Source organism: Kribbella sp. NPDC023855 (genome assembly GCF_040639475.1).
Lineage (GTDB): Bacteria > Actinomycetota > Actinomycetes > Propionibacteriales > Kribbellaceae > Kribbella.
In genome coordinates this window covers 751,067-770,694 of sequence record NZ_JBFAAA010000002.1, presented here as the reverse complement: position 1 = coordinate 770,694, position 19,628 = coordinate 751,067, and the positions used below count along the sequence as shown (strand labels likewise).

Sequence of the window (19,628 nt, the reverse complement as noted above, 5' to 3'; positions counted from 1 at the left end):
TCTCACGACGACGGCCTTGGGGGATGACAGTGACGTAATCAGTACGACTTCGGTAGACCCAAACTGTGCTGCGCGACGAAGTTGAGGATCATTTCCCGGCTGACCGGCGCGATCCGGCTGGCCCGGGCGGCCGCGACCAGCGAGGCAACGCCGTACTCGACGGTCATGCCGTTGCCACCGAGCGACTGGACGGCCTGGTCGGTCGCGCGCACGGTTGCCTCGCCGGCGGCGTACTTGGCCATGTTCGCCGCCTCGCCCGCGCCGAGGTCGTCGCCGGCGTCGTACAGGGCGGCGGCCTTCTGCATCATCAGCCGGGCGAGCTCGAGCTCGATCTTGTTCTGCGCGAGCGGGTGCGCGATCCCCTGGTGGGCGCCGATCGGGGTCTTCCAGACCTGCCGTTCCTTGACGTAGGCAACGGCTTTGCCGAGGGCGTGCCGGCCGATCCCGATCGCGAACGCCGAGGCCATGATCCGCTCGGGGTTGAGGCCGGCGAAGAGCTGCATCAGGCCGGCGTCCTCGGACCCGACCAGCGCGTCGGCGGGCAGCCGGACGTCGTCGAGGAAGAGCGAGAACTGCTTGTCCGGGCTGATCAGGTCCATCTCGATCTGTCGGAACTCCACCCCGGGCGCATCGGTCGGCACGATGAACAGGGCCGGCTTGAGCTTGCCGGTCCGGGCGTCCTCGGTCCGGCCGACCACCAGGACGGCCTTGGCGACGTCGAGCCCGGAGATGTAGACCTTCCGCCCGGACAACGACCAGCCGTCATCGGTACGCCGGGCCGTCGTGGTGATCCCGTGCGAGTTGGAGCCGGCGTCGGGTTCGGTGATCGCGAAGGCCATCGTGGTGGTCCCGTCGGCCAGCGTCGGTAGCCAGTGCTCCTTCTGCCCGTCGGTACCGAACCGGGTGATCACCGTGCCGCAGATCGCCGGTGACACGACCATCATCAGCAAGGGGCAGCCGGCCGCGCCGAGCTCCTCCAGCACGATCGACAGGTCGGCCATCCCGCCGCCACCGCCGCCGTACTGCTCGGGGAGGTTGACGCCGAGGTAGCCGAGCTTGCCGGCCTCCTGCCAGAGCTCGGTGGTCTGCCCGCCGGAGCGCGCTCGCTCGTTGAAGTAGGCGTAGCCGTACTTCTTCCCCAGCTCGCTCACCGCCGCCCGCAACGCGCGACGTTCCTCGGACTCGACGAAGCTCATGCGTCCTCCTCCACTTGTACTACGGCCAGGACCACCCCGACCTCGACCTGCTGCCCAGCGGCAACGGCGAGTTCGGTCACCACCCCATCGGCCGGCGCGGAGATGGTGTGCTCCATCTTCATCGCCTCCAACCACACCAGCCCCTGCCCACGCGTCACCTTGTCGCCCACCGCGACCCCGACCCGCACCACACTCCCTGGCATCGGCGCCACCAACGCGCCCTCCGCAAGCTGCTGCGCCGGATCCGCAAACCGCTCAACCGGCACCAACGCCACAGCCCCCACACAAACCAGCCCCGGATACGCCGCGACGTCGAACGTCCGCCGCACCCCACCAACCTCAAACACCACTCGCTCAGGCGCGGCGACAACCACCACCGGACCGCCTTCGACAACCACCCCGTCGCGAGTCACCCGATAGTCGACGTCGTACTGCGCCTCGCCCACCCGATAGCTCTTCCGCTGAGGCTGAGAGGGAAGATTCCGCCAGCCGGAAGGCACTCGACGCTGAACCGCAGCCCGCTCCCGCCGCGAAGCAGCATCAGCCAGCGCCGCCGCCACCGCAGCAAGCCGCTCGCCCACAGCATCAGCCAACGGCGCCCCCAGCCCGCCCTCGCCCACCCTCCGCGCGTCCCAGTGGCGTTCGAAGAACGTGGTGTCTGTGTCACCAGCCAGGAAGGCGGGATGCCGCAGAGTGCGCACCAACAGGTCGCGGTTCGTCTGGATGCCGTGGATCTTGGCGCGTTCCAGCTCAGCCGCCAACCGCGCCGCCGCCTGCGTCCGCGTCGCGCCCCACGCGATCACCTTCGCCAGCATCGCGTCGTAGTACGGCGAGACCTCCGACCCGCTCACCACCCCCGAGTCGACCCGAATCCACGGCGTACCCTGCCGAGGACCACCGGGAGCAAAGGAAGAACCAGGAAGTTCGAAGCGGTGAAGGGTGCCCGTCTGGGGTTGCCAGTCGTTCCCCGGGTCCTCGGCGTACAACCGCACCTCGATCGAGTGCCCAACAGCAGCAGGCGGCTCAGTCGGCAACGCCTCACCGGCGGCGATCGCGAACTGCAGCGCCACCAGATCCACCCCGGTGGTCGACTCGGTGACCGGGTGTTCGACCTGCAGCCGCGTGTTCATCTCCAGGAAGTAGAAGCCACCCTTCTCGTCCGCCAGGAACTCGACCGTCCCCGCCCCGACGTACCCGATCGCCTGAGCCGCCTTCCGCGCCGCCTCGAAGAGCTGCTCTCGCATCCACGGAAGCCGTTCCACCAAAGGCGAAGGAGCCTCCTCGACGACCTTCTGATGCCGCCGCTGGATCGAGCACTCGCGCTCACCGACCGCCCACACCGTCCCGTGCTGATCCGCCAGCACCTGTACTTCGATGTGCCGCCCGGTCGCCAGATACGGCTCACAGAAGACAGTCCCGTCCCCGAAGGCCGACAACGCTTCGGCCTCGGCGGACGCGATCTCCGCGCGGAGATCCGCCAGCCGCTCGACTACCCGCATACCCCGTCCACCGCCACCCGCCGAGGCTTTCACCAGAACCGGCAGGTCCGCATCGGTGACATCACCAGCGGCGAGTTGCCGCAGTACCGGCACCCCCGCCGCGTCCATCAGCTTCTTCGCCTCGATCTTCGACCCCATCGACGAGATCGCCTCGACCGGCGGCCCGATCCAGGTCAGCCCGGCCTCGATCACCGCCGCCGCGAACTCGGCGTTCTCGGACAGGAACCCATATCCGGGATGGATCGCATCCGCCCCAGCCTTGAGCGCGGCCTCGATCACCAGTTCGCCGCGCAGATAGGTGTCACCGGGGGCAGTACCGGGCAAGTGCACCGCGGCATCCGCCTCCGCGACGTACGGCGCCGATGCGTCCGCCGTCGAGTGCACCGCGACCGTCGACGCGCCCACGTCCCGTGCCGTCCGGAACACCCGCCGCGCGATCTCCCCACGATTCGCCACCAGCACCGACGTGATCATCGCCATCACATCCGGAAGACGCCGAAGTTGGCGCCGTCGAAGCGGGTGCCCTCGACCGGGGCGGAGTGGATCGCCGACAGGCAGATGCCCAGCACGGTCCGGGTGTCCCGCGGGTCGATCACGCCGTCGTCGTACAGCCGTCCCGACAGGAACATCGGCAGGGACTCCGCCTCGATCTGGCCTTCCACGTAAGCCCGCATCGCGGCGTCCCCGTCCTCGTCGTACGGCTGGTTCTTGGCGGCCGCGGCGGCGCGGGCGACGATCGACAGCACCCCGGCGAGCTGCTGCGGTCCCATCACCGCCGACTTCGCCGACGGCCAGGCGAACAGGAACCGTGGATCGAAGGCCCGTCCGCACATCCCGTAGTGCCCGGCGCCGTACGACGCCCCCATCAGGATCGAAAGATGCGGAACACGAGAGTTGGAGACCGCGTTGATCATCTGCGCGCCGTGCTTGATGATCCCGCCCTGCTCGTACTCCTGCCCGACCATGTACCCGGTCGTGTTGTGCAGGAAGATCAGCGGCGTGCCGGCCCGGTTCGCCAGCTGGATGAACTGCGCCGCCTTCTGCGCCTCTTCGCTGAACAGCACCCCGCGCGCATTGGCCAGGATCCCCACCGGATAGCCGTGCACCGACGCCCACCCGGTCGCCAGCGACGACCCGTACTGCGGCTTGAACTCGTCGAACACCGACCCGTCCACCACCCGGGCGATCACGTCCCGCGGGTCGAACGGAATCTTCAGGTCACCCGGCACGATGTCCAGCAGCTCGTCCTCGGAGTACAACGGCTCCTCGTACTCCGGTGCCGGTGGCGGGCCGAGCTTCTTCCAGTTCAGCCGCGAGACGATCTGCCGGCCGAGCCGGATCGCGTCCCGCTCGTCGACGGCGAAGTAGTCGGCCAGCCCGGAGACCCGTGCGTGCATCGCGGCGCCACCGAGCGACTCGTCGTCGGCGTCCTCACCGGTCGCCATCTTGACCAGCGGCGGCCCGGCCAGGAACACCTTCGCGCCACCGTCGACCATCACCACGTAGTCGCTCATGCCCGGGATGTACGCGCCACCGGCGGTCGAGTTGCCGAAAACCAGCGCGATCGTCGGGATCCCCTCGGCCGACAACCGGGTCAGGTTGCGGAACATCGCGCCGCCGGGGATGAAGATCTCCTTCTGCGTCGGCAGATCAGCGCCACCCGACTCGACCAGGCTGATCACCGGCAACCGGTTCGCCCGGGCGATCTCGTCCGACCGCAGCGCCTTCCGCAGCGTCCACGGGTTGCTCGCGCCACCCTTCACCGTCGGATCGTTCGCGGTGATCAGACACTCGACCCCGCAAACCACGCCGATCCCGGTGATCAGGCTCGCGCCGACGGTGAAGTCGCTGCCCCACCCCGCGAGCGGCGACAGCTCCAGGAACGCGGTGTCCGGGTCGAGCAGCAACTCGATCCGCTCCCGCGCGAGCAGCTTGCCGCGCTTGTGATGCCGCTCGACGTACTTCGGGCCGCCGCCGGCCAGCGCCTTGGCGTGCTCGGCCTCCAGCGCGGTCAGTTTCTCCAGCATCGCCTCGCGATTGCTCATCCGGTGAACCCCAGTCTCTTGGCCGCCAGGCCGGTCATGATCTCGGTGGTACCGCCGCCGATGGCGAGGATCTTCTGGTCGCGGTACTGCCGCTCGACCTCGGCCTCGCGCATGTAACCGAACCCGCCGTGCAGTTGCAGCGCCTGATCACACACCCAGGCGCCCGCCTCTACCGCGGTGTTCTTGGCGAAGCACATCTCGGCGATCACGTCCTCACCTGCTTCGGCACGCCGGACCACCTCGTGGGTGTAGACCCGGGCGACGTCGATCCGCCGCGCCATCTCGGTCAGCGTGTGCTGCACGGTCTGCCGCGAGATCAACGGCCGCCCGAAGGTCTCCCGGTCAAGGCACCACGCCACTGTCAGGTCGAGAGCGCGCTGCGCGCCCGCATAGGCCTGTACTGCGAGGGTCAGCCGCTCGGCGACGAAGTTCTGCGCCAGTTGGACGAAGCCCGAGCCCTCCGCGCCGACCAGATTACTTGCCGGCACCCGGACGTCGGTGAAGGACAACTCGGCCGTGTCCGAGCAGAGCCAGCCCAGCTTCTCCAGCTTGCGCGAGACCTCGAAGCCCGGCGTACCGCGCTCGATCACGAGCAGCGAGATGCCGTGCGCACCCGGCCCACCGGTGCGGACCGCCGTGGTGACGAAGTCGGCGCGGCAGCCCGAGGTGATGTAGGTCTTGGCGCCGTTGACGATGAAGTCGTCCCCGTCGCGGCGGGCCGTCGTACGGAGCGAGGCGACGTCGGAGCCACCGTCCGGTTCGGTGATCGCGAGCGAGCCGATCAATGAGCCGTCCAGCGTTGGCCGCACCCAGCGGTCGATCTGCGGCTGGTTGCCAGCAGCAACGATATGGGGAAGGGCGATTCCGCAGGTGAGCAGCGAGGCGACCAGCCCGCCGGACCCGCCGGCGTAGTGCATCTCCTCGACCACCGCGATCGCGTCGGCCAGCGATCCACCGCCACCCCCGACCGCCTCGGGAAACGCGACCCCGAGCAGACCGAGCTGGCCGGCCTTCTTGTGCAGCTCGCGCGGCAGCTCCCCGTCGCGCTCCCACTGGTCCAGGTTCGGCAGTACCTCCGCGGTCATGAACCGCCGCACGCTGTCCCGGAACGCGTTCACAACAACACTTCCGGTACGTCGACGTACCGCGAGCGCAGCCACTCCCCGACCGCCTTCGCCTGGGGATCGAAGCGCGCCTGCGAGGCGACTCCCTCGCCCAGCAGCCCGCCGACGACGAAGTTCAGCGCCCACAGATTCGGGAGGACATGCCTGGTCACCGGCAGGTTCGCCGTCTCCGGCAACAGCTCCCGGAACTTCTCGACCGTCAACGTGTGCGCGAACCATCGCCAGGCGGTCTCGTTCCGCACCCACACCCCGACGTTCGCGTCGCCGCCCTTGTCGCCACTCCGCGCGCCCGCGATCCGGCCCAGCGGGACCTCCCGCGTGAGCGACCGGGCGGGCCGCCCCGCCGCCACCAGTTGCGGCAACGGCATCGGCAACGCGCCGCCTTCCGCGATCTCCAGCTCCTGGGTCTCTTCCGAAGGCTCGATGGATACGCGACTGCCGTCGGGGAGGACGACAACATGGTCGACCTTGCGCGCATCGACGTACCCGGCCGTGAAGACGCCGTACGGCGAGGCGTCGCCAGGCGGAGCCGTCACGTGGAAGCCGGGGTAGCTCGCCAGGGCCAGCTCGATCGCGGCGTTGGAGAAGGCGCGGCCAACCACTTTCGGATCGGCGTCCTTGACCGTGCACTTGAGCAGCACGCTCGCTTCTTCCTCGGTCTCCGCGTTCGGCTGCTCGGTCCACACGAGCGACCACTTGAGCTCCGCAGGTCTGGTTTGAAGCCCTTGCTCGAGCTGCCGCTGGACCAGCTCCGCCTTCGCCTCCAGCTCCAGCCCGGTGAGCACGAACGTCACCTCGTTGCGGAACCCGCCGATGCTGTTCAGCGACACCTTGTACGTCGGGGGCGGTGGCTCGCCTTCGACGCCGCTGATCCGGATCCGGTCCGGGCCGTCCTCGGCCAGCTCGATCGTGTCGAGCCGGGCGGTCACGTCCGGACCGGCGTACCGGGCGCCGGTGATCTCGTAGAGCAGCTGCGCCTTGACCGTGTCGATGGTGACCGCGCCGCCGGTGCCGTCGTGCTTGGTGATCACGCTGCTGCCGTCGGCGTGGATCTCCGCGATCGGAAAACCGGGCCGGCCGAAGTTGCGGAGCTCGCGGAAGAACGCGTAGTTGCCGCCCGTCGCCTGACAGCCGCACTCGATCACGTGTCCGGCGACGACGGCGCCCGCGAGTTCGTCGTACTGGTCGCGTCGCCAGCCGTGGTGCGCGGCGGCCGGCCCGACGATCACCGAGGCGTCGGTGACCCGGCCGGTGACGACCACGTCTGCTCCGGCGTCGAGCGCCGCGGCGATACCCCACGCGCCGAGGTACGCGTTGGCGGTCAGGGGCTGGCCGAGGTCGAGTTCCTTGGCCCGGGCGAGCAGGTCGTCACCTTCGACGTACGCGATCTTCGGGTGCAGGCCGAGCTTGTCCGCGAGCTCCTGGATGGCTTGCACGAGACCCGCGGGGTTGAGCCCGCCGGCGTTGCTGACCACCTTGACGCCGCGATCCAGCGCCTCGCCCAGGCCGGTCTCGAGCTGTTTGAGGAAGGTCTTCGCGTAGCCGAGCGACGGGTCCTTCAACCGATCCCGGCCGAGGATCAGCATGGTCAACTCAGCCAGATAGTCACCGGTCAGTACGTCGAGCGGCCCGCCGGTCAGCATCTCGTGAAACGCGCTGAACCGATCGCCGTAGAACCCCGAGGCGTTCCCGATCCTGATCGGCTCGCGTTCGCTCATGCGAACTGCCCGCGCTCGCGACCCTTGCCCGGCAACCCGGCGAACGCCTGGATGATGCCCAGCCACTCGTCCGCCTCGGTACCAACAGCCTGTACTTCGAGGTCGTCGCGATGCCGCCGCTGCGTCGCGAGCAGGCAGAAGTCCAGCGCCGGCCCGCTCACCCGCTGCTCGGCGTCCTCAGGCCCCCAGGTCCATCGGTCGCCATCCGGCCCGGTGAGCTCGACATTGAACGGCACGGCCGGCGGCTGCCGATCATTCAACAGATAAGCGAAGTCCCGAGTCCGTACTGCGAGGTGCGCGACGTGCTTCAACCGGTTGCTCGGCTTCCGCGTGACACCGAGCGCGTCCGCGACGTCCTGCCCGTGCGCCCACGTCTCCATCAACCGCGCCGTCGCCATCGAGGCCGGGCTCATCGGCGGCCCGAACCAGGCGATCTTCTGCCCAGCAGGCACCGCCCGCAACGCCTCCTGCAACTCACCCCGCGTCTGCCGCCAGTACGTCAGCAGCTCTCCCGGCGTCAGCGCGGCACCCTCAGCGGCCCCGTCGTCCACAAATCCGGTCGGGTTCTCCGCGGCCTTCCGCAACTCCACCTGGAACTCGTCAGGCTCCGCCGCAGCCAGCCGCGCCGCCTCATCCGTCCAGGCCAGGTGTGCGATCTGATGCGCGATCGTCCACCCCTCGGCAGGCGTCGGCGTACTCCAGCCATCGGCCGCCAGCCCGCCGACCAGGAGGTCGAGCTCGACACTCTCAGCACTCAGATCGTCCAGCACCACATCCAGCACGCGCCACTCCCGCCCTAGACCAGTCCCCCGAGCCTCCCACCGTCACCGGCAAGAATCAAGCACACGTGATTGTTTTTGCGGGCGCCGACGGCGATTGGTCTAGTCGAGCGTTGTTCGATGAGGTTCGAAGGGCTTCCGGGGAAGACCGGTGGGGTGTTAGGCAGGGCAGATGCACAGTTCGTTGCCCGGTAAGGCCGCTGAGATCCGGGCGCTGTTGCTCAGCCTGATCGACACCCTGCCGGAAGGTGCCGCGCTGCCGCCTGAGCGGGAACTGTCCGCGCGCTGGAACGTCGCGCGGATGACGTTGCGCCGGGCGGTCGACGAGCTGGTGATCGAGGAGCTGCTGGTCCGCAGGCACGGCAGCGGTACCTATACCGCCCGCCCGAAGGTGGCGAAGTGGCTCGGCATGATGGGCTTCTCCGAGGACATCCGCCGCCGGGGCATGCAGCCGGGAAGCCAGACGCTGGAGTTCCGCCGGCAGAAGGCCGAGCGGGCAGCCGCGCGCCGGCTCCGGATCCCGGTCGGCGATCCTGTGCTCACCTTCACCCGGCTCCGGCTCGCCGACGACCTGCCGATGGTGGTCGAGCGCACCACGCTCCCCGGCAGCTACGTCCCCGGACTCGAAGCCGAGGATCTGAGCGGCTCGCTCTACGAGTTGCTGACCGACCGCTACGGCATCGAACTGGTCAGCGGTACGTCGAAGCTCGAACCCGTGATGCCCGACGCCAAGACGGCCGAGTGGCTCAACATCCCCGGCACCCAGCCGTGCCTGGCCCTGCACGGCGTCAGCTTCGACCGCCGCGAGCGCGTCTTCGAGTACACGTCGGCCGTCTACCGCGGCGACCGCTACGCCTTCACCGCCGAACTCCGGATGACCCCGACCGCGCGCGCCGACGCCAGGGGCCTCTGACCCGCTGACAGAGTGTGAGCGGCCGGTCACTATGATCACAATAGTGATCACGTGGACGGAATTGTGGGCGCGGTAGCCGGTGGATTTCAGTACTCCGATCAGTACCGTCATCCCCTCGCTCGACGGTCCTGTGCTCCAAGTTCTCGCCCGCGCCGACCGGATGTTGTCGGGTCGCCAAGTGCATGCCGAAGCAGGAACCGGCAGCGTGGCCGGTGTCCGGCTGGTCCTCCAGCGGCTGGCCTCGACCGGGTTGGTCCACGTCGACGAGGCCGGCAGTTCGTTGCTCTATCGGCTCAACCGCTCGCACCTCGCAGCCCAAGCCGTCGAGCTGCTCGCCAACCTCCGTGCGACCTTCGCCGACACCCTCGCGGCCAACATCGCCTCCTGGCGCATCCCACCACTGCACGCCAGCCTGTACGGCGCTGCCGCCCGGGGTGAGGGCGATCTCACCAGTGACGTCACACTGCTGCTGATCCGGTCCGACGATGTTGCCACCGACAACCTTCTCTGGGAGGAGCAGGTCGGCGGCCTGATGAGCGACATCGTCGAACTCACCGGCAACCCGGTCGACGTCGACGAGCTGAGCCTGCGTGACCTCTCCAACCACCAGCGTGCCGCCGTACCCGTTGTCGAGGAGTGGCTCCGCGACCCCACGATCCTTTACGGCGCGCCACTCCAGGCCCTCCTCGCCGGCCGCGCCAGCATCGAGCGGCCCTCGCTGGCAGACCTCCCCTCACTCCCCGACCTCGCCAACTTCCCCACCCTCCCTGCGCTGACCGCCCAAGCCACTGGCTGAGCCCAGCCCGGTGGGGGCCGACGCGTCAGCCCGTGGATTCCATCAGTGCTTTCAGCCGGGCCAGATCTTTCTGGTTCGCCCGACGCATCGCTGCCGCCATCAACGGTCCGGCCACCCCGGCGAACCCGGAAGGCTCGCCGCGATTGCGCAACGTCATCCGCGTCGCACCATCCCTCTCGGCCGACCACTGGTAGCTCGTCTCCATCGGAAACGGTCCCTGCGCCGTCCGCATCACCAACCGTTCGAGCGGCACCAGCTCGATCACCTCGTACGTGTACGCGAGCCGCCTCCCCAGAAAGTGCGCGACGAAGTTCATCCGCGACCCGACCGCGATCGGCGGCTCCGTCAGCCACTCGACCGACTCGATGTTCGCGTACCACTCCGGCGCGTTCCCCGGCTCCCCGGCGTACGCCGCCACCTCGGCCACCGGTCGCTCGATCACGATCTCGGTCAGTACGTCGACGGCCATCTCAACCTCCGAGCAGGGGAGCCATCCAGCGAGCGATGCGGCTGTCCCGCCGCGTCAGTCTCTCCTCAGTATCAGCCGCGGTCATCACCCGGAGTCCAGCGTTGATGCCGAGCCAACGGAGCGGTTCGGGTTCCCAGCGCGGTGAGCGGTGGTCGACCCAGGGGAGGTGGATCAGCCGGGTGTCCCGGCGAAGGATGAGGTCGGTCAACGTCCGGCCGGCCAGGTTCGTCGTACTGACGCCGTCGCCGACATAGCCGCCGGCCCAGGCCAGGCCGGTCCCGTGGTCGATCCCGACCGACGCACACCAGTCCCGCGGTACGCCGAGCGCGCCACCCCACGCATGCGTGAACGCGACGTCGTCCAACCCGTCGAAGAGCCCGCGCAACGTCGCCTGTAGCGCGGCGAAGACCCGTGGCTCACTGTCGAACGACGGCCTGATCCGGGAGCCGAAGTGGTACGGCGCACCCCGCCCGCCGAAGGCGAGCCGCCCATCCGCAGTCCGCTGCCCGTAGATCACCAGATGCCGGTGATCGCTGAACGTCGGCCGATCCGCCAGCCCGATCCGCTCCCAGGTTGCCGCAGACAACGGCTCCGTTGCCACCATCAACGAGTACACCGGCGCCACCGTCCGCGACTCCCCAGCCAGCGAAGGCGTGAACCCTTCGGTCGCCCGGACGACGACCTCAGCACGCAGTACGCCGTACTGCGTGCGAGCCCGGCCGGGCTCGATCGCCAGGACGCGCGTCTGCTCGTGGATCGTCACGCCGAGCCGCTCAACCACAGCGGCCAGCCCGCGCACCAGCTTGCCCGGATGAATCGCCGCGCAATGTGGCGTAAATGTTGCCCCCAGCACCTTTTTCGCGCGGACCTTGGTGGCGACCTCGTCGGGTTCCAGGAAGCGCAGATCGCCCGGCCCCCACTCCGTGGCCTCGGCCACCTCGGCCCGCGCGCGAGCCAACTGGGCGGCCGACCGAGCCAGCACGATCGTGCCGCCCTTGTGGTAGTCGCAGTCGATGCCTTCGAGCGCACTGACCCGCCCGACCTCGTTCACCGAGCCCTGCATCGCCCAGTGCATCGCGATTGCCAACTCACGACTCGAACCAGGCAGCGAGGCGAGCCGCCGCGACGAGACCGGGAACAGTGCGGAACACCAGCCGCCGTTGCGCCCGGAGGCACCGAACCCGACGGTCTCCGCCTCGAGCACGACGATCCGCAGACTCGGATCGGCCTTCGCCAGGTAGTACGCCGTCCACAGGCCGGTGTACCCGGCGCCGACGATCGCTACGTCGGCGTCCCGGTCACCGGCGAGCGGCGACCGATTCACCCCCGACCCCGCGGCCCCGGCCGACCCGGCGGAGCCTGCGTGCCGCTCGGGCTCCGCAGGATCCGCGGTCTCGGCCCAGAGGATCAGCGCACACCCCACGAGTAGGTCTGCTTGACCAGCTTCAGGTAGACGAACGTCTCGGTCACCTTCACGCCCTTGATCGACCGGACCCGCTCGGACAGCACCTTGAGCAACTGCTCGTCGCTCTCGCAGAGCACCTCGGCGAGCAGGTCGAAGGAGCCGGCCGTGATCACGACGTACTCGATCTCGTCCATCGCCGCGAGTTCCTCGGCGATCGGCTCCAGCGCGCCTTCGGCCTTGATGCCGATCATTGCCTGCCGGGCGAAGCCCATCTCGAGCGGATCGGTCACGGCGACCACCTGCATGACGCCGGCGTCGGTGAGCCGCTGCACCCGTTGCCGGACCGCGGCCTCGGACAACCCGACCGCCTTGCCGATCGCGGCGTAGGACTTGCGGCCGTCCAGTTGGAGCTGCCGGATGATGGCCTTGGCGATGTCGTCGAGCAGTACCGCGGTGTTCTTGTCGGGAGTCCCCGTGCGTCCGGTCACCAGCAGATCCTTTCAGCGTCACCGGGCCGCGGCAACCCGTAGTACCGGAATCCGTTGCCAAATGACGATGCAACTACGGAATCCCTTGTCTTGGCGAAATTCGTTTGACAGTATCGCCCGCGAAAGTCCCTCAGAATGACTCTGCTAGGAGGTCGGATGAGCTCTCGTCCGCAGCCGGTGATCGGGCGCCGGGCCGTCCTCCGCGGGGCCGCGCTCGGGGTGGGGGCGGGTGGCCTGCTCAGCGCCTGCGGCATCCCGGCCGCGAAACAGAGTGCCGGCAGCTGCCTGAGTACCGACCTGTCGGCGACCGAGAAGACGCTGATCTTCTCCAACTGGCCGAGCTACATGGACGAGTCGGAGGAGAAGGTCAACGGCAAGACCGTGCTGCCGACCCTGGCCGCGTTCGAGAAGCAGACCGGGATCAAGGTCACCTACACCGCGGACGTCAACGACAACGCCGAGTTCTACGCCAAGGTGCGCGACCAGCTCGGCGCCTGCCAGCCCTGCGGCCGCGACATCTTCGTGCTGACCGACTGGATGGCCGCCCGCACGGTCGGCCTCGGCTGGATCCAGAAGCTCGACCACGCCAACCTGCCGAACGTCGACAAGCATCTGCTCAAGCAACTGAAAGCCCCCCGCTGGGACCCGAACCGCGACCACAGCGTGCCCTGGCAGACCGGCCTGACCGGGATCGCCTACAACGCGAAGTTCACCAAGGAGGTCGGCAGCTTCGCCGATCTGCTCAGCCGCGGCGATCTCAAGGGCAAGGTCACCATGCTGTCCGAGATGCCCGACACGATGTCGTTCATGCTCCGGTTGGAAGGCGCCGACCCGAACAAGTTCGACGACGCGGCCTGGACCAAGGCGCTGGAAAGACTCAGCCGGTACGTCGCCTCCGGGCAGATCCGCCGCTTCACCGGCAACGACTACGTGCAGGACCTCAACGCGGGCAACATCGTCGCCTGCCAGGCCTGGTCGGGTGACGTGCTGGCGCTCCAGGCGGACAACCCGGACATCAAGTTCGTCGTCCCCGAAGAGGGGCTGGCGCTCTGGTCGGACAACCTGCTGGTGCCGAACAAGGCCGCCCACAAGGCGAATGCCGAGGCGCTGATGAACTACTACTACGACCCGGAGGTCGCGGCGACGCTGGCGGCCTGGGTGAACTACATCTGCCCGGTCGACGGCGCCCGTGCGGCGATGGAGAAGGTCGACCCCGAGCTGGTCGACAGCCCGCTGATCTTCCCGGACAAGTCCGTGCTGGACAAGACCTTCGCGTTCATGCCGCTGGACACGGCCAAGGCGAAGCTCTACGAAACCGACTTCAACCTCGCGATCGGGGGCTGACCGCTCATGCCTGACAACGAGACCGGTGACCTAGTGCTCAGCGGGGTCAGCAAGCAGTTCGCCGGCCACCGGGCCGTGCACGAGCTGGACCTGACCGTGCCGCAGGGTGAGTTCTTCGCGTTGCTCGGCCCGTCCGGTTGTGGCAAGACCACCACACTGCGGATGGTCGCCGGGCTGGAGGAGCCGACCAGCGGCACGATCAGCCTGGCCGGGCAGGACATCACCGGGCTGCGGCCGTACAAGCGTCCGGTCAACACCGTCTTCCAGAACTACGCGCTCTTCCCGCACCTCGACACCTTCGAGAACGTCGCCTTCGGGTTGCGGCGGCGCGGGGTGAAGGAGGTCAAGCAGAAGGTCGGCGAGATGCTCGACCTGGTCGAGCTCGGTGCCTACGGCAAGCGAAAGCCGTCGCAGCTGTCTGGTGGCCAACAGCAACGAGTGGCGCTGGCCCGCGCGCTGATCAACCGGCCGCAGGTGCTGCTGCTGGACGAACCGCTCGGCGCGCTCGACCTCAAGTTGCGCCGGCAGATGCAGCTCGAGCTGAAGCGGATCCAGACCGAGGTCGGCATCACCTTCGTGCACGTCACGCACGACCAGGAAGAAGCGATGACGATGGCCGACACGATCGCGGTGATGAACGCCGGCGTGATCGAGCAGCTCGGTTCGCCGGCCGATCTCTACGACCTGCCCGCGACCACGTTCGTCGCCAACTTCCTCGGGCAGTCCAACCTGGTCCGCGCCACCATCGTCGGGCAGACCGACGGCCATCTGGTGGTCGACGTCCATGGCGGCAAGGTGACCGTGCCGGTACCGCGGTGCCGGGTGACCGAGGGCGACATCTGGATGGGGATCAGACCCGAGAAGGTGTTCCTCGCCCCGGCGGACACCGAGCACAACAACGGCTCCAACGTACTGCGCTCCGCGGTGGTGACCGATGTCAGCTACGTCGGCGTGAGTACGCAGTACCTGGCCAAACTGCCCTGGGGACAGGAGCTGACGGTGTTCGAGCAGAACACCGGGGCGCGGGAGGCGTTGAAGGTCGGCGACGCGGTCGATCTGCAGTGGCAGCCGGCGCACACCTTCGTGCTCGACGCGGCGCAGGACGCGCTGGCCGGCGTCGAGGATGTCACGGGCGACGCGGGATGAGCGCCCTCGGCCAGCTTCCCGGGCCCGCTGCCGGTACGCCGCCCGCGGGTGCCGCTGGGAAGGCCGAGCGACCAGGGCGCCGGCTGACGGCGTACCTGTTGCTGCTTCCCGGTGGGTTGTGGCTGCTGCTGTTCTTCGTCGTACCGAGCGTGACTCTGCTCGCGGCCAGCCTTTACGACCCGGACGGTTCGATCGAGGCCGGGTTCTCGATGACGTGGAGCTGGCACAACTACGTGGAGGCGCTGGCCGACTACGCGCGACCGTTCGGGCGCTCGTTGTGGTACGCCTTGCTGACAACGGCTTTCTGTCTCTTGCTCGGTTATCCGCTCGCCTACGCGATCGCCTTCAAGGCCGGCCGCTGGAAGAACGTGATGCTGGCGCTGGTGATCGCGCCGTTCTTCACCAGCTTCCTGATCCGCACGCTGTCCTGGAAGACCCTGCTCAGCGACAACGGCTTTGTCGTCGATGCCTTGAAGGCGGTGCACATCCTCGGCTCGGACGGCCGGTTGCTCGCCACGACGGCGGCGGTGGTGACCGGCCTGACCTACAACTTCCTGCCGTTCACGGTGCTGCCGCTCTATGCCAGCTTGGAGAAGATCGATCATCGGCTGATCGAGGCGGGCGGCGATCTCTTCGCCGGTCCGTTCACCACCTTCCGCACGGTGACGCTGCCACTGTCGATGCCGGGCGTCGTCGCGGGAACGCTGCTGACCTTCATCCCGGCGGCGGGTGACTACATCAACGCCCAGCTGCTCGGTACGCCGAAGCAACGGATGATCGGCAACGACATCCAACGACTGTTCGCGGCCGGCTCCTATCCGACGGCCGCCGCGCTGTCGGTGACGCTGATGGCCGCGATCGTCGTACTGGTGCTCCTCTACGTCCGTCGATCCGGGACGGAGGAGCTGGTATGACGAGCGTCGGTCGCTGGATCGGTCGGCACCTGATCCTGTTCATCGGGTTGCTGGTGCTGCTCTACTTGTTCGCACCGATCTTCGTGGTGATGTTGATGTCGTTCAACGCGCCGACGAACAAGCTCTCCTACACGTTCGACGGCTTCACCTGGGATAACTGGCAGCATCCGTGCCGGCCGTCCGGGCTGTGCGAGGCGGTCAGTGTGAGCTTGCGGATCGGCCTGGTCGCGACCGTCATCGCCACGGCGCTCGGCACGTTGATGGCGTTTGCGATGGTGCGGCAACGGTTCCGCGGCCGGTCGGCGACGAACCTGTTCATCTTCCTGCCGATGGCCTCACCGGAGATCGTGCTCGGCTCGTCCCTGCTCGCGCTGTTCGTCTCGTCCGGTTTCGGCGGCCGGCTCGGCTTCTGGACGATCCTGATCGCGCACGTGATGTTCTGCCTGTCGTTCGTCGTGGTCACCGTGAAGGCGCGGCTGACCGGGATGGACTCGCGGCTCGAGCAGGCGGCGATGGACCTGTACGCCAACGAGTGGCAGACGTTCTGGCGGATCACCTTCCCGCTGGTCTTCCCGGGCATCCTGGCGGCCGCCCTGCTCAGCTTCTCGCTGTCCTTCGACGACTTCATCATTACCAACCTGAACGCCGGCACCACGGTGACCTTCCCGATGTTCGTCTGGGGCTCGGCCCAACGCGACATCCCACCCCAAATCAACGTCATCGGCACCGCGATGTTCCTGGTAGCCCTGGTCCTGGTACTGGGCGGAGAACTAGCCCGCCGCCGCCGGAACACCAGTGCCCGCTGAGCGGACCGCTCCCCGCCACCCCGGCCGCGGTGCATCCCGCGAGGCGGGCGCCGCGGCTGCCCTCGCCGCGGGCTCGGGCGCGCTCCGCGACGCCAAGCCGGGGGTGTACTGGCTCGACGATCCCGCTGCTCCGACCCCGCTTGATCCGCTCGTCGGGCCGGCAACGGCCGATCTCGCCGTCGTCGGCGGCGGCTACACCGGACTGTGGACAGCGCTGCGGGCGAAGGAGCGCTACCCATCGCTCGACGTGGTCGTCCTGGAAGCGTCGACCTGTGGGAGTGCGGCGAGCGGACGCAATGGCGGCTTCTGCGCGGCGAGTCTTACGCACGGATTCGGCAACGGGCTGGCCCGCTGGCCGGGCGAGTTGCCGAAGCTGGAGCGCCTGGGTGAGGAGAACTTCGACGCGATCGGCGCCGGCATCGCGAAGTACGGGATCGACTGTGGGTGGGAACGAACGGGTGAACTGACGGTCGCGACCGCCCCGCATCACCTGGACGAGCTGGCCAAGGAAGCTGAAGCCCGGCAAGCGCTCGGCCACCGAGTGACCGTGCTCGACCGCGACCAGACCCGCGCCGAACTGAACTCCCCGACCTACCTCGGCGCACTCGCCGATCACTCCGGTACTGCGCTGGTCGAGCCCGCCAGACTCGCCTGGGGCCTGCGACGCGCCTGCCTCGACCTCGGCGTCCGGATCCACGAGCACTCACCCGTGATCGGTCTGCATGGCGATTTGTTGCGCACGGCAACCGGCTCAGTGCGCGCGGGCCGGATCGCGCTCGCCACCAACGCCTTCCCGCCCTTGCTCCGGCGGTTGAGCCTCTACGCCGTCCCGGTCTATGACCTCGCACTGGTCACCGAGCCGTTGTCAGCCGAGCAACTGACCGCCATCGGCTGGGGCAACCGGCAAGGCGTGGGCGACGCCTCGAACCTCTTCCATTACTACCGCCTGACCCGCGACAACCGGATCCTCTGGGGCGGCTACACCCCGCTCTACCACTTCGGCAGCCGCATCGACCCGGCGTACGAGCAACGCGACAGCATCCACGAGCTGCTCGCCCGGCACTTCTTCGCGACCTTCCCGCAACTGGAAGGCCTGCGCTTCACCCACCGCTGGGGCGGTGTCATCGACACCAGCACCCGCTTCTGCGCATTCTTCGGTACGGCGTCTCGCGGGCGCATCGCCTACGCCCTCGGCTACACCGGCTTGGGAGTAGCCGCGACCCGCTTCGGCGCCAACGTGATGCTCGACCTCCTGTACGGCGAAGTCTCTGAGCGCACCGAACTCCGGATGGTCCGCGAGCGCCCACTCCCGTTCCCACCCGAGCCGATCCGCTCCGCCGGCATCCACCTGACCCGCTGGTCGATGGCCCGCGCGGACTCCCACGCAGGCCACCGCAACCTCTGGCTCCGAACCCTCGACCGCCTCGGCCTCGGATTCGACTTCTAGAGCTTGGTTTCCGCCTCGGTGAGGACGGCGCGGAGGATTTGTTCGATCTCGTCGAAGTGGGTCTGGTCGCAGATCAGGGGCGGCGACAGTTGGATCACGGGGTCGCCGCGGTCGTCGGCGCGGCAGTAGAGGCCGGCGTCGAAGAGGGCCTTGGACAGGAAGCCGCGGAGCAGCCGCTCGGACTCGTCGTTGTCGAAGGTCTCCTTGGTCGCCTTGTCCTTGACCAGTTCGATCCCGTAGAAGTACCCGTCACCGCGGACGTCGCCGACCAGTGGAAGGTCGAGCAGCTTCTCGAGCGTCGCACGGAACTCCCCCTCGGTGTCCCGGACGTGCTCGTTGATGCGCTCGCGCTCGAAGATGTCGAGGTTCGCGAGTGCGACGGCCGCGGAGACCGGATGGCCCCCGAAGGTGTAGCCGTGGGCGAACGACGCGTTGCCCTGCAGGAACGGCTCCATCAGCCGGTCCGTGGCGATCATCGCGCCCAGCGGGGCATAGCCGGAGGTGAGTCCCTTCGCGCAGGTGATCATGTCCGGCTGGTAGCCGTACCGCTCGGCACCGAACATGTGGCCGAGCCGCCCGTAGGCGCAGATCACCTCGTCGCTGACCAGCAGGACGTCGTACTGGTCGCAGATCTCGCGGACCCGTTCGAAGTACCCGGGTGGGGGCGGGAAGCAGCCGCCCGCGTTCTGGACCGGTTCGAGGAAGACGGCGGCGACGGTGTCGGGGCCTTCGTTCGCGATCGCGACGGCGATCTGGTCGGCGGCCCAGCGGCCGAACGCGACCGGGTCGTCGCCGTGGATCGGGGCGCGGTACAGGTTCGTGTTCGGCACCCGGAAGGTGCTCGGGACCAGCGGCTCGAACTGCGCCTTGAGGTCCGGTAGGCCGGTGATCGAGAGCGCGCCGTGGGTGGTGCCGTGGTACGCGATCGCGCGGCTGATCACCTTGTGCTTCATCGGTTTGCCGGTCAGCTTGAAGTAGTTCTTCGCCAGCTTCCAGGCAGTCTCGACGGCCTCACCACCACCGCTGGTGAAGAAGACCCGGTTCAGATCGCCCGGTGCGTAGCCGGCCACCCGCTCGGCGAGCTCGATCGACTTCGGATGCGCGTAGGACCAGAGCGGAAAGAACGCCAGCTCAGAGGCCTGCTTAGCAGCGGCCTCAGCCAGCTCGGTGCGCCCGTGCCCCAGTTGGCTGACGAACAGACCGGCCAGCCCGTCGAGGTAGCGCTTGCCGCGAGCGTCGTAAATGTAGGCGCCGTCCCCGCGCACGATCACCGGAACCTCGGCGGTCTGGTAGCTCCCCATCCTGGTGAAGTGCATCCACAGATGGTCACGCGCGGACTGCTGCAACCGGGCGAAGTCGGTGTCGTCAAGCCCGTCGGACGGCATCATCTTTTCCCTCATCTCAACCTGGCCGATCCCGCCATCCTGCCTGCCGACCTGCAACCCTGGCAAGCGATTCCGTTCCAAAGTGTCCAATCTCCTATCGATATCCACCGTCGCAGTCGGTCTCTCGCGCGGATTCCGCACTACGACAAACTGC

17 protein-coding genes are annotated in these 19,628 nt (G+C 68.2%); 7 read left to right on the top strand and 10 right to left on the bottom strand.

What is annotated here, in order from left to right; all coding sequences use genetic code 11:
• Positions 1-38: 38 nt before the first annotated feature.
• Genes AB0F51_RS09440 through AB0F51_RS09415 form a run of 6 tightly spaced genes read right to left on the bottom strand, consistent with a single transcriptional unit; the run spans position 39 to position 8,364 of the window.
• Positions 39-1,196, bottom strand: a complete 1,158-nt coding sequence (locus AB0F51_RS09440) for an acyl-CoA dehydrogenase family protein (RefSeq protein WP_360276546.1) — start codon at positions 1,194-1,196, stop codon at positions 39-41.
• Complete coding sequence (locus tag AB0F51_RS09435) at positions 1,193-3,169, bottom strand: biotin carboxylase N-terminal domain-containing protein (protein ID WP_360276543.1); 1,977 nt, start codon at positions 3,167-3,169, stop codon at positions 1,193-1,195. The genes AB0F51_RS09440 and AB0F51_RS09435 overlap by 4 nt, the downstream gene beginning before the upstream one ends.
• A 5-nt stretch (positions 3,170-3,174) precedes the next feature.
• Complete coding sequence (locus tag AB0F51_RS09430) at positions 3,175-4,740, bottom strand: carboxyl transferase domain-containing protein (protein ID WP_360276540.1); 1,566 nt, start codon at positions 4,738-4,740, stop codon at positions 3,175-3,177.
• Positions 4,737-5,858 carry an acyl-CoA dehydrogenase family protein gene (locus tag AB0F51_RS09425; protein ID WP_360276538.1) on the bottom strand — a complete coding sequence of 374 codons (1,122 nt, stop codon included), beginning with the start codon at positions 5,856-5,858 and terminating at the stop codon, positions 4,737-4,739. Before AB0F51_RS09425 ends, AB0F51_RS09430 begins: the two co-directional genes overlap by 4 nt.
• Positions 5,855-7,582, bottom strand: coding sequence for an acyclic terpene utilization AtuA family protein (locus AB0F51_RS09420; RefSeq protein WP_360276535.1), 1,728 nt, complete (start codon positions 7,580-7,582; stop codon positions 5,855-5,857). Before AB0F51_RS09420 ends, AB0F51_RS09425 begins: the two co-directional genes overlap by 4 nt.
• Positions 7,579-8,364: a TIGR03084 family metal-binding protein gene (locus tag AB0F51_RS09415; protein WP_360276532.1), complete on the bottom strand. Its 786-nt coding sequence runs from the start codon at positions 8,362-8,364 to the stop codon at positions 7,579-7,581. The genes AB0F51_RS09420 and AB0F51_RS09415 overlap by 4 nt, the downstream gene beginning before the upstream one ends.
• 169 nt (positions 8,365-8,533) lie before the next feature.
• Between AB0F51_RS09415 and AB0F51_RS09410 the strand changes: the two genes are divergently transcribed.
• Together AB0F51_RS09410 and AB0F51_RS09405 are read left to right on the top strand one after the other, a co-directional pair.
• A complete protein-coding gene (locus tag AB0F51_RS09410; protein WP_360276529.1) occupies positions 8,534-9,274 on the top strand; it encodes a GntR family transcriptional regulator in 741 nt (246 codons plus the stop codon).
• 79 nt (positions 9,275-9,353) lie between these two features.
• Positions 9,354-10,070 carry a hypothetical protein gene (locus tag AB0F51_RS09405; protein WP_360276527.1) on the top strand — a complete coding sequence of 239 codons (717 nt, stop codon included), beginning with the start codon at positions 9,354-9,356 and terminating at the stop codon, positions 10,068-10,070.
• Positions 10,071-10,095: 25 nt separating this feature from the next.
• Here AB0F51_RS09405 and AB0F51_RS09400 read toward each other — a convergent pair whose 3' ends face one another.
• The 3 genes from AB0F51_RS09400 to AB0F51_RS09390 are packed head-to-tail and all read right to left on the bottom strand — an operon-like array spanning position 10,096 to position 12,432.
• Positions 10,096-10,539: an SRPBCC family protein gene (locus AB0F51_RS09400; RefSeq protein ID WP_360276525.1), complete on the bottom strand. Its 444-nt coding sequence runs from the start codon at positions 10,537-10,539 to the stop codon at positions 10,096-10,098.
• A gap of 1 nt (position 10,540) precedes the next feature.
• Entirely contained in the window at positions 10,541-11,962 is a 1,422-nt protein-coding gene (locus AB0F51_RS09395; RefSeq protein ID WP_360276523.1) for an FAD-binding oxidoreductase, read from the bottom strand.
• Positions 11,947-12,432, bottom strand: a complete 486-nt coding sequence (locus AB0F51_RS09390) for an Lrp/AsnC family transcriptional regulator (RefSeq protein ID WP_360276520.1) — start codon at positions 12,430-12,432, stop codon at positions 11,947-11,949. The genes AB0F51_RS09395 and AB0F51_RS09390 overlap by 16 nt, the downstream gene beginning before the upstream one ends.
• A gap of 156 nt (positions 12,433-12,588) precedes the next feature.
• On the opposite strand from AB0F51_RS09390, the gene AB0F51_RS09385 reads away from it, so the two are divergent.
• From AB0F51_RS09385 to AB0F51_RS09365, 5 genes are read left to right on the top strand one after another with little or no spacing between them, the layout of a single operon-like run.
• Positions 12,589-13,776, top strand: a complete 1,188-nt coding sequence (locus tag AB0F51_RS09385) for a spermidine/putrescine ABC transporter substrate-binding protein (protein ID WP_360276517.1) — start codon at positions 12,589-12,591, stop codon at positions 13,774-13,776.
• Between the two features lie 6 nt (positions 13,777-13,782).
• Complete coding sequence (locus tag AB0F51_RS09380) at positions 13,783-14,922, top strand: ABC transporter ATP-binding protein (RefSeq protein ID WP_360276514.1); 1,140 nt, start codon at positions 13,783-13,785, stop codon at positions 14,920-14,922.
• On the top strand, positions 14,919-15,836 hold the full coding sequence (locus AB0F51_RS09375) for an ABC transporter permease (RefSeq protein WP_360276512.1): 918 nt from the start codon (positions 14,919-14,921) through the stop codon (positions 15,834-15,836). The genes AB0F51_RS09380 and AB0F51_RS09375 overlap by 4 nt, the downstream gene beginning before the upstream one ends.
• Positions 15,833-16,642 (top strand): ABC transporter permease, encoded by an 810-nt coding sequence (locus tag AB0F51_RS09370; protein ID WP_360276510.1) that lies wholly within the window; start codon positions 15,833-15,835, stop codon positions 16,640-16,642. The genes AB0F51_RS09375 and AB0F51_RS09370 overlap by 4 nt, the downstream gene beginning before the upstream one ends.
• Positions 16,632-18,089, top strand: a complete 1,458-nt coding sequence (locus AB0F51_RS09365) for an FAD-dependent oxidoreductase (protein ID WP_360276507.1) — start codon at positions 16,632-16,634, stop codon at positions 18,087-18,089. Before AB0F51_RS09370 ends, AB0F51_RS09365 begins: the two co-directional genes overlap by 11 nt.
• Here the strand turns inward: AB0F51_RS09365 and AB0F51_RS09360 are convergent.
• Positions 18,086-19,477, bottom strand: a complete 1,392-nt coding sequence (locus AB0F51_RS09360; protein WP_360277260.1) for an aspartate aminotransferase family protein — start codon at positions 19,475-19,477, stop codon at positions 18,086-18,088. The two genes, AB0F51_RS09365 and AB0F51_RS09360, sit on opposite strands and share 4 nt — an antisense overlap.
• Positions 19,478-19,628 lie beyond the last annotated feature (151 nt).

Bases quoted from the DNA above. Each gene is read 5' to 3' on its own strand.
- AB0F51_RS09440 (WP_360276546.1), bottom strand. From the start codon at position 1,196: ATGAGCTTCGTCGAGTCCGAGGAACGTCGCGCGTTGCGGGCGGCGGTG.
- AB0F51_RS09420 (WP_360276535.1), bottom strand. From the start codon at position 7,582: ATGAGCGAACGCGAGCCGATCAGGATCGGGAACGCCTCGGGGTTCTAC.
- AB0F51_RS09385 (WP_360276517.1), top strand. From the start codon at position 12,589: ATGAGCTCTCGTCCGCAGCCGGTGATCGGGCGCCGGGCCGTCCTCCGC.
- AB0F51_RS09380 (WP_360276514.1), top strand. From the start codon at position 13,783: ATGCCTGACAACGAGACCGGTGACCTAGTGCTCAGCGGGGTCAGCAAG.
- AB0F51_RS09370 (WP_360276510.1), top strand. From the start codon at position 15,833: ATGACGAGCGTCGGTCGCTGGATCGGTCGGCACCTGATCCTGTTCATC.
- AB0F51_RS09360 (WP_360277260.1), bottom strand. From the start codon at position 19,477: ATGATGCCGTCCGACGGGCTTGACGACACCGACTTCGCCCGGTTGCAG.
- AB0F51_RS09430 (WP_360276540.1), bottom strand. From the start codon at position 4,740: ATGAGCAATCGCGAGGCGATGCTGGAGAAACTGACCGCGCTGGAGGCC.
- AB0F51_RS09400 (WP_360276525.1), bottom strand. From the start codon at position 10,539: ATGGCCGTCGACGTACTGACCGAGATCGTGATCGAGCGACCGGTGGCC.
- AB0F51_RS09375 (WP_360276512.1), top strand. From the start codon at position 14,919: ATGAGCGCCCTCGGCCAGCTTCCCGGGCCCGCTGCCGGTACGCCGCCC.
- AB0F51_RS09435 (WP_360276543.1), bottom strand. From the start codon at position 3,169: ATGATCACGTCGGTGCTGGTGGCGAATCGTGGGGAGATCGCGCGGCGG.
- AB0F51_RS09410 (WP_360276529.1), top strand. From the start codon at position 8,534: ATGCACAGTTCGTTGCCCGGTAAGGCCGCTGAGATCCGGGCGCTGTTG.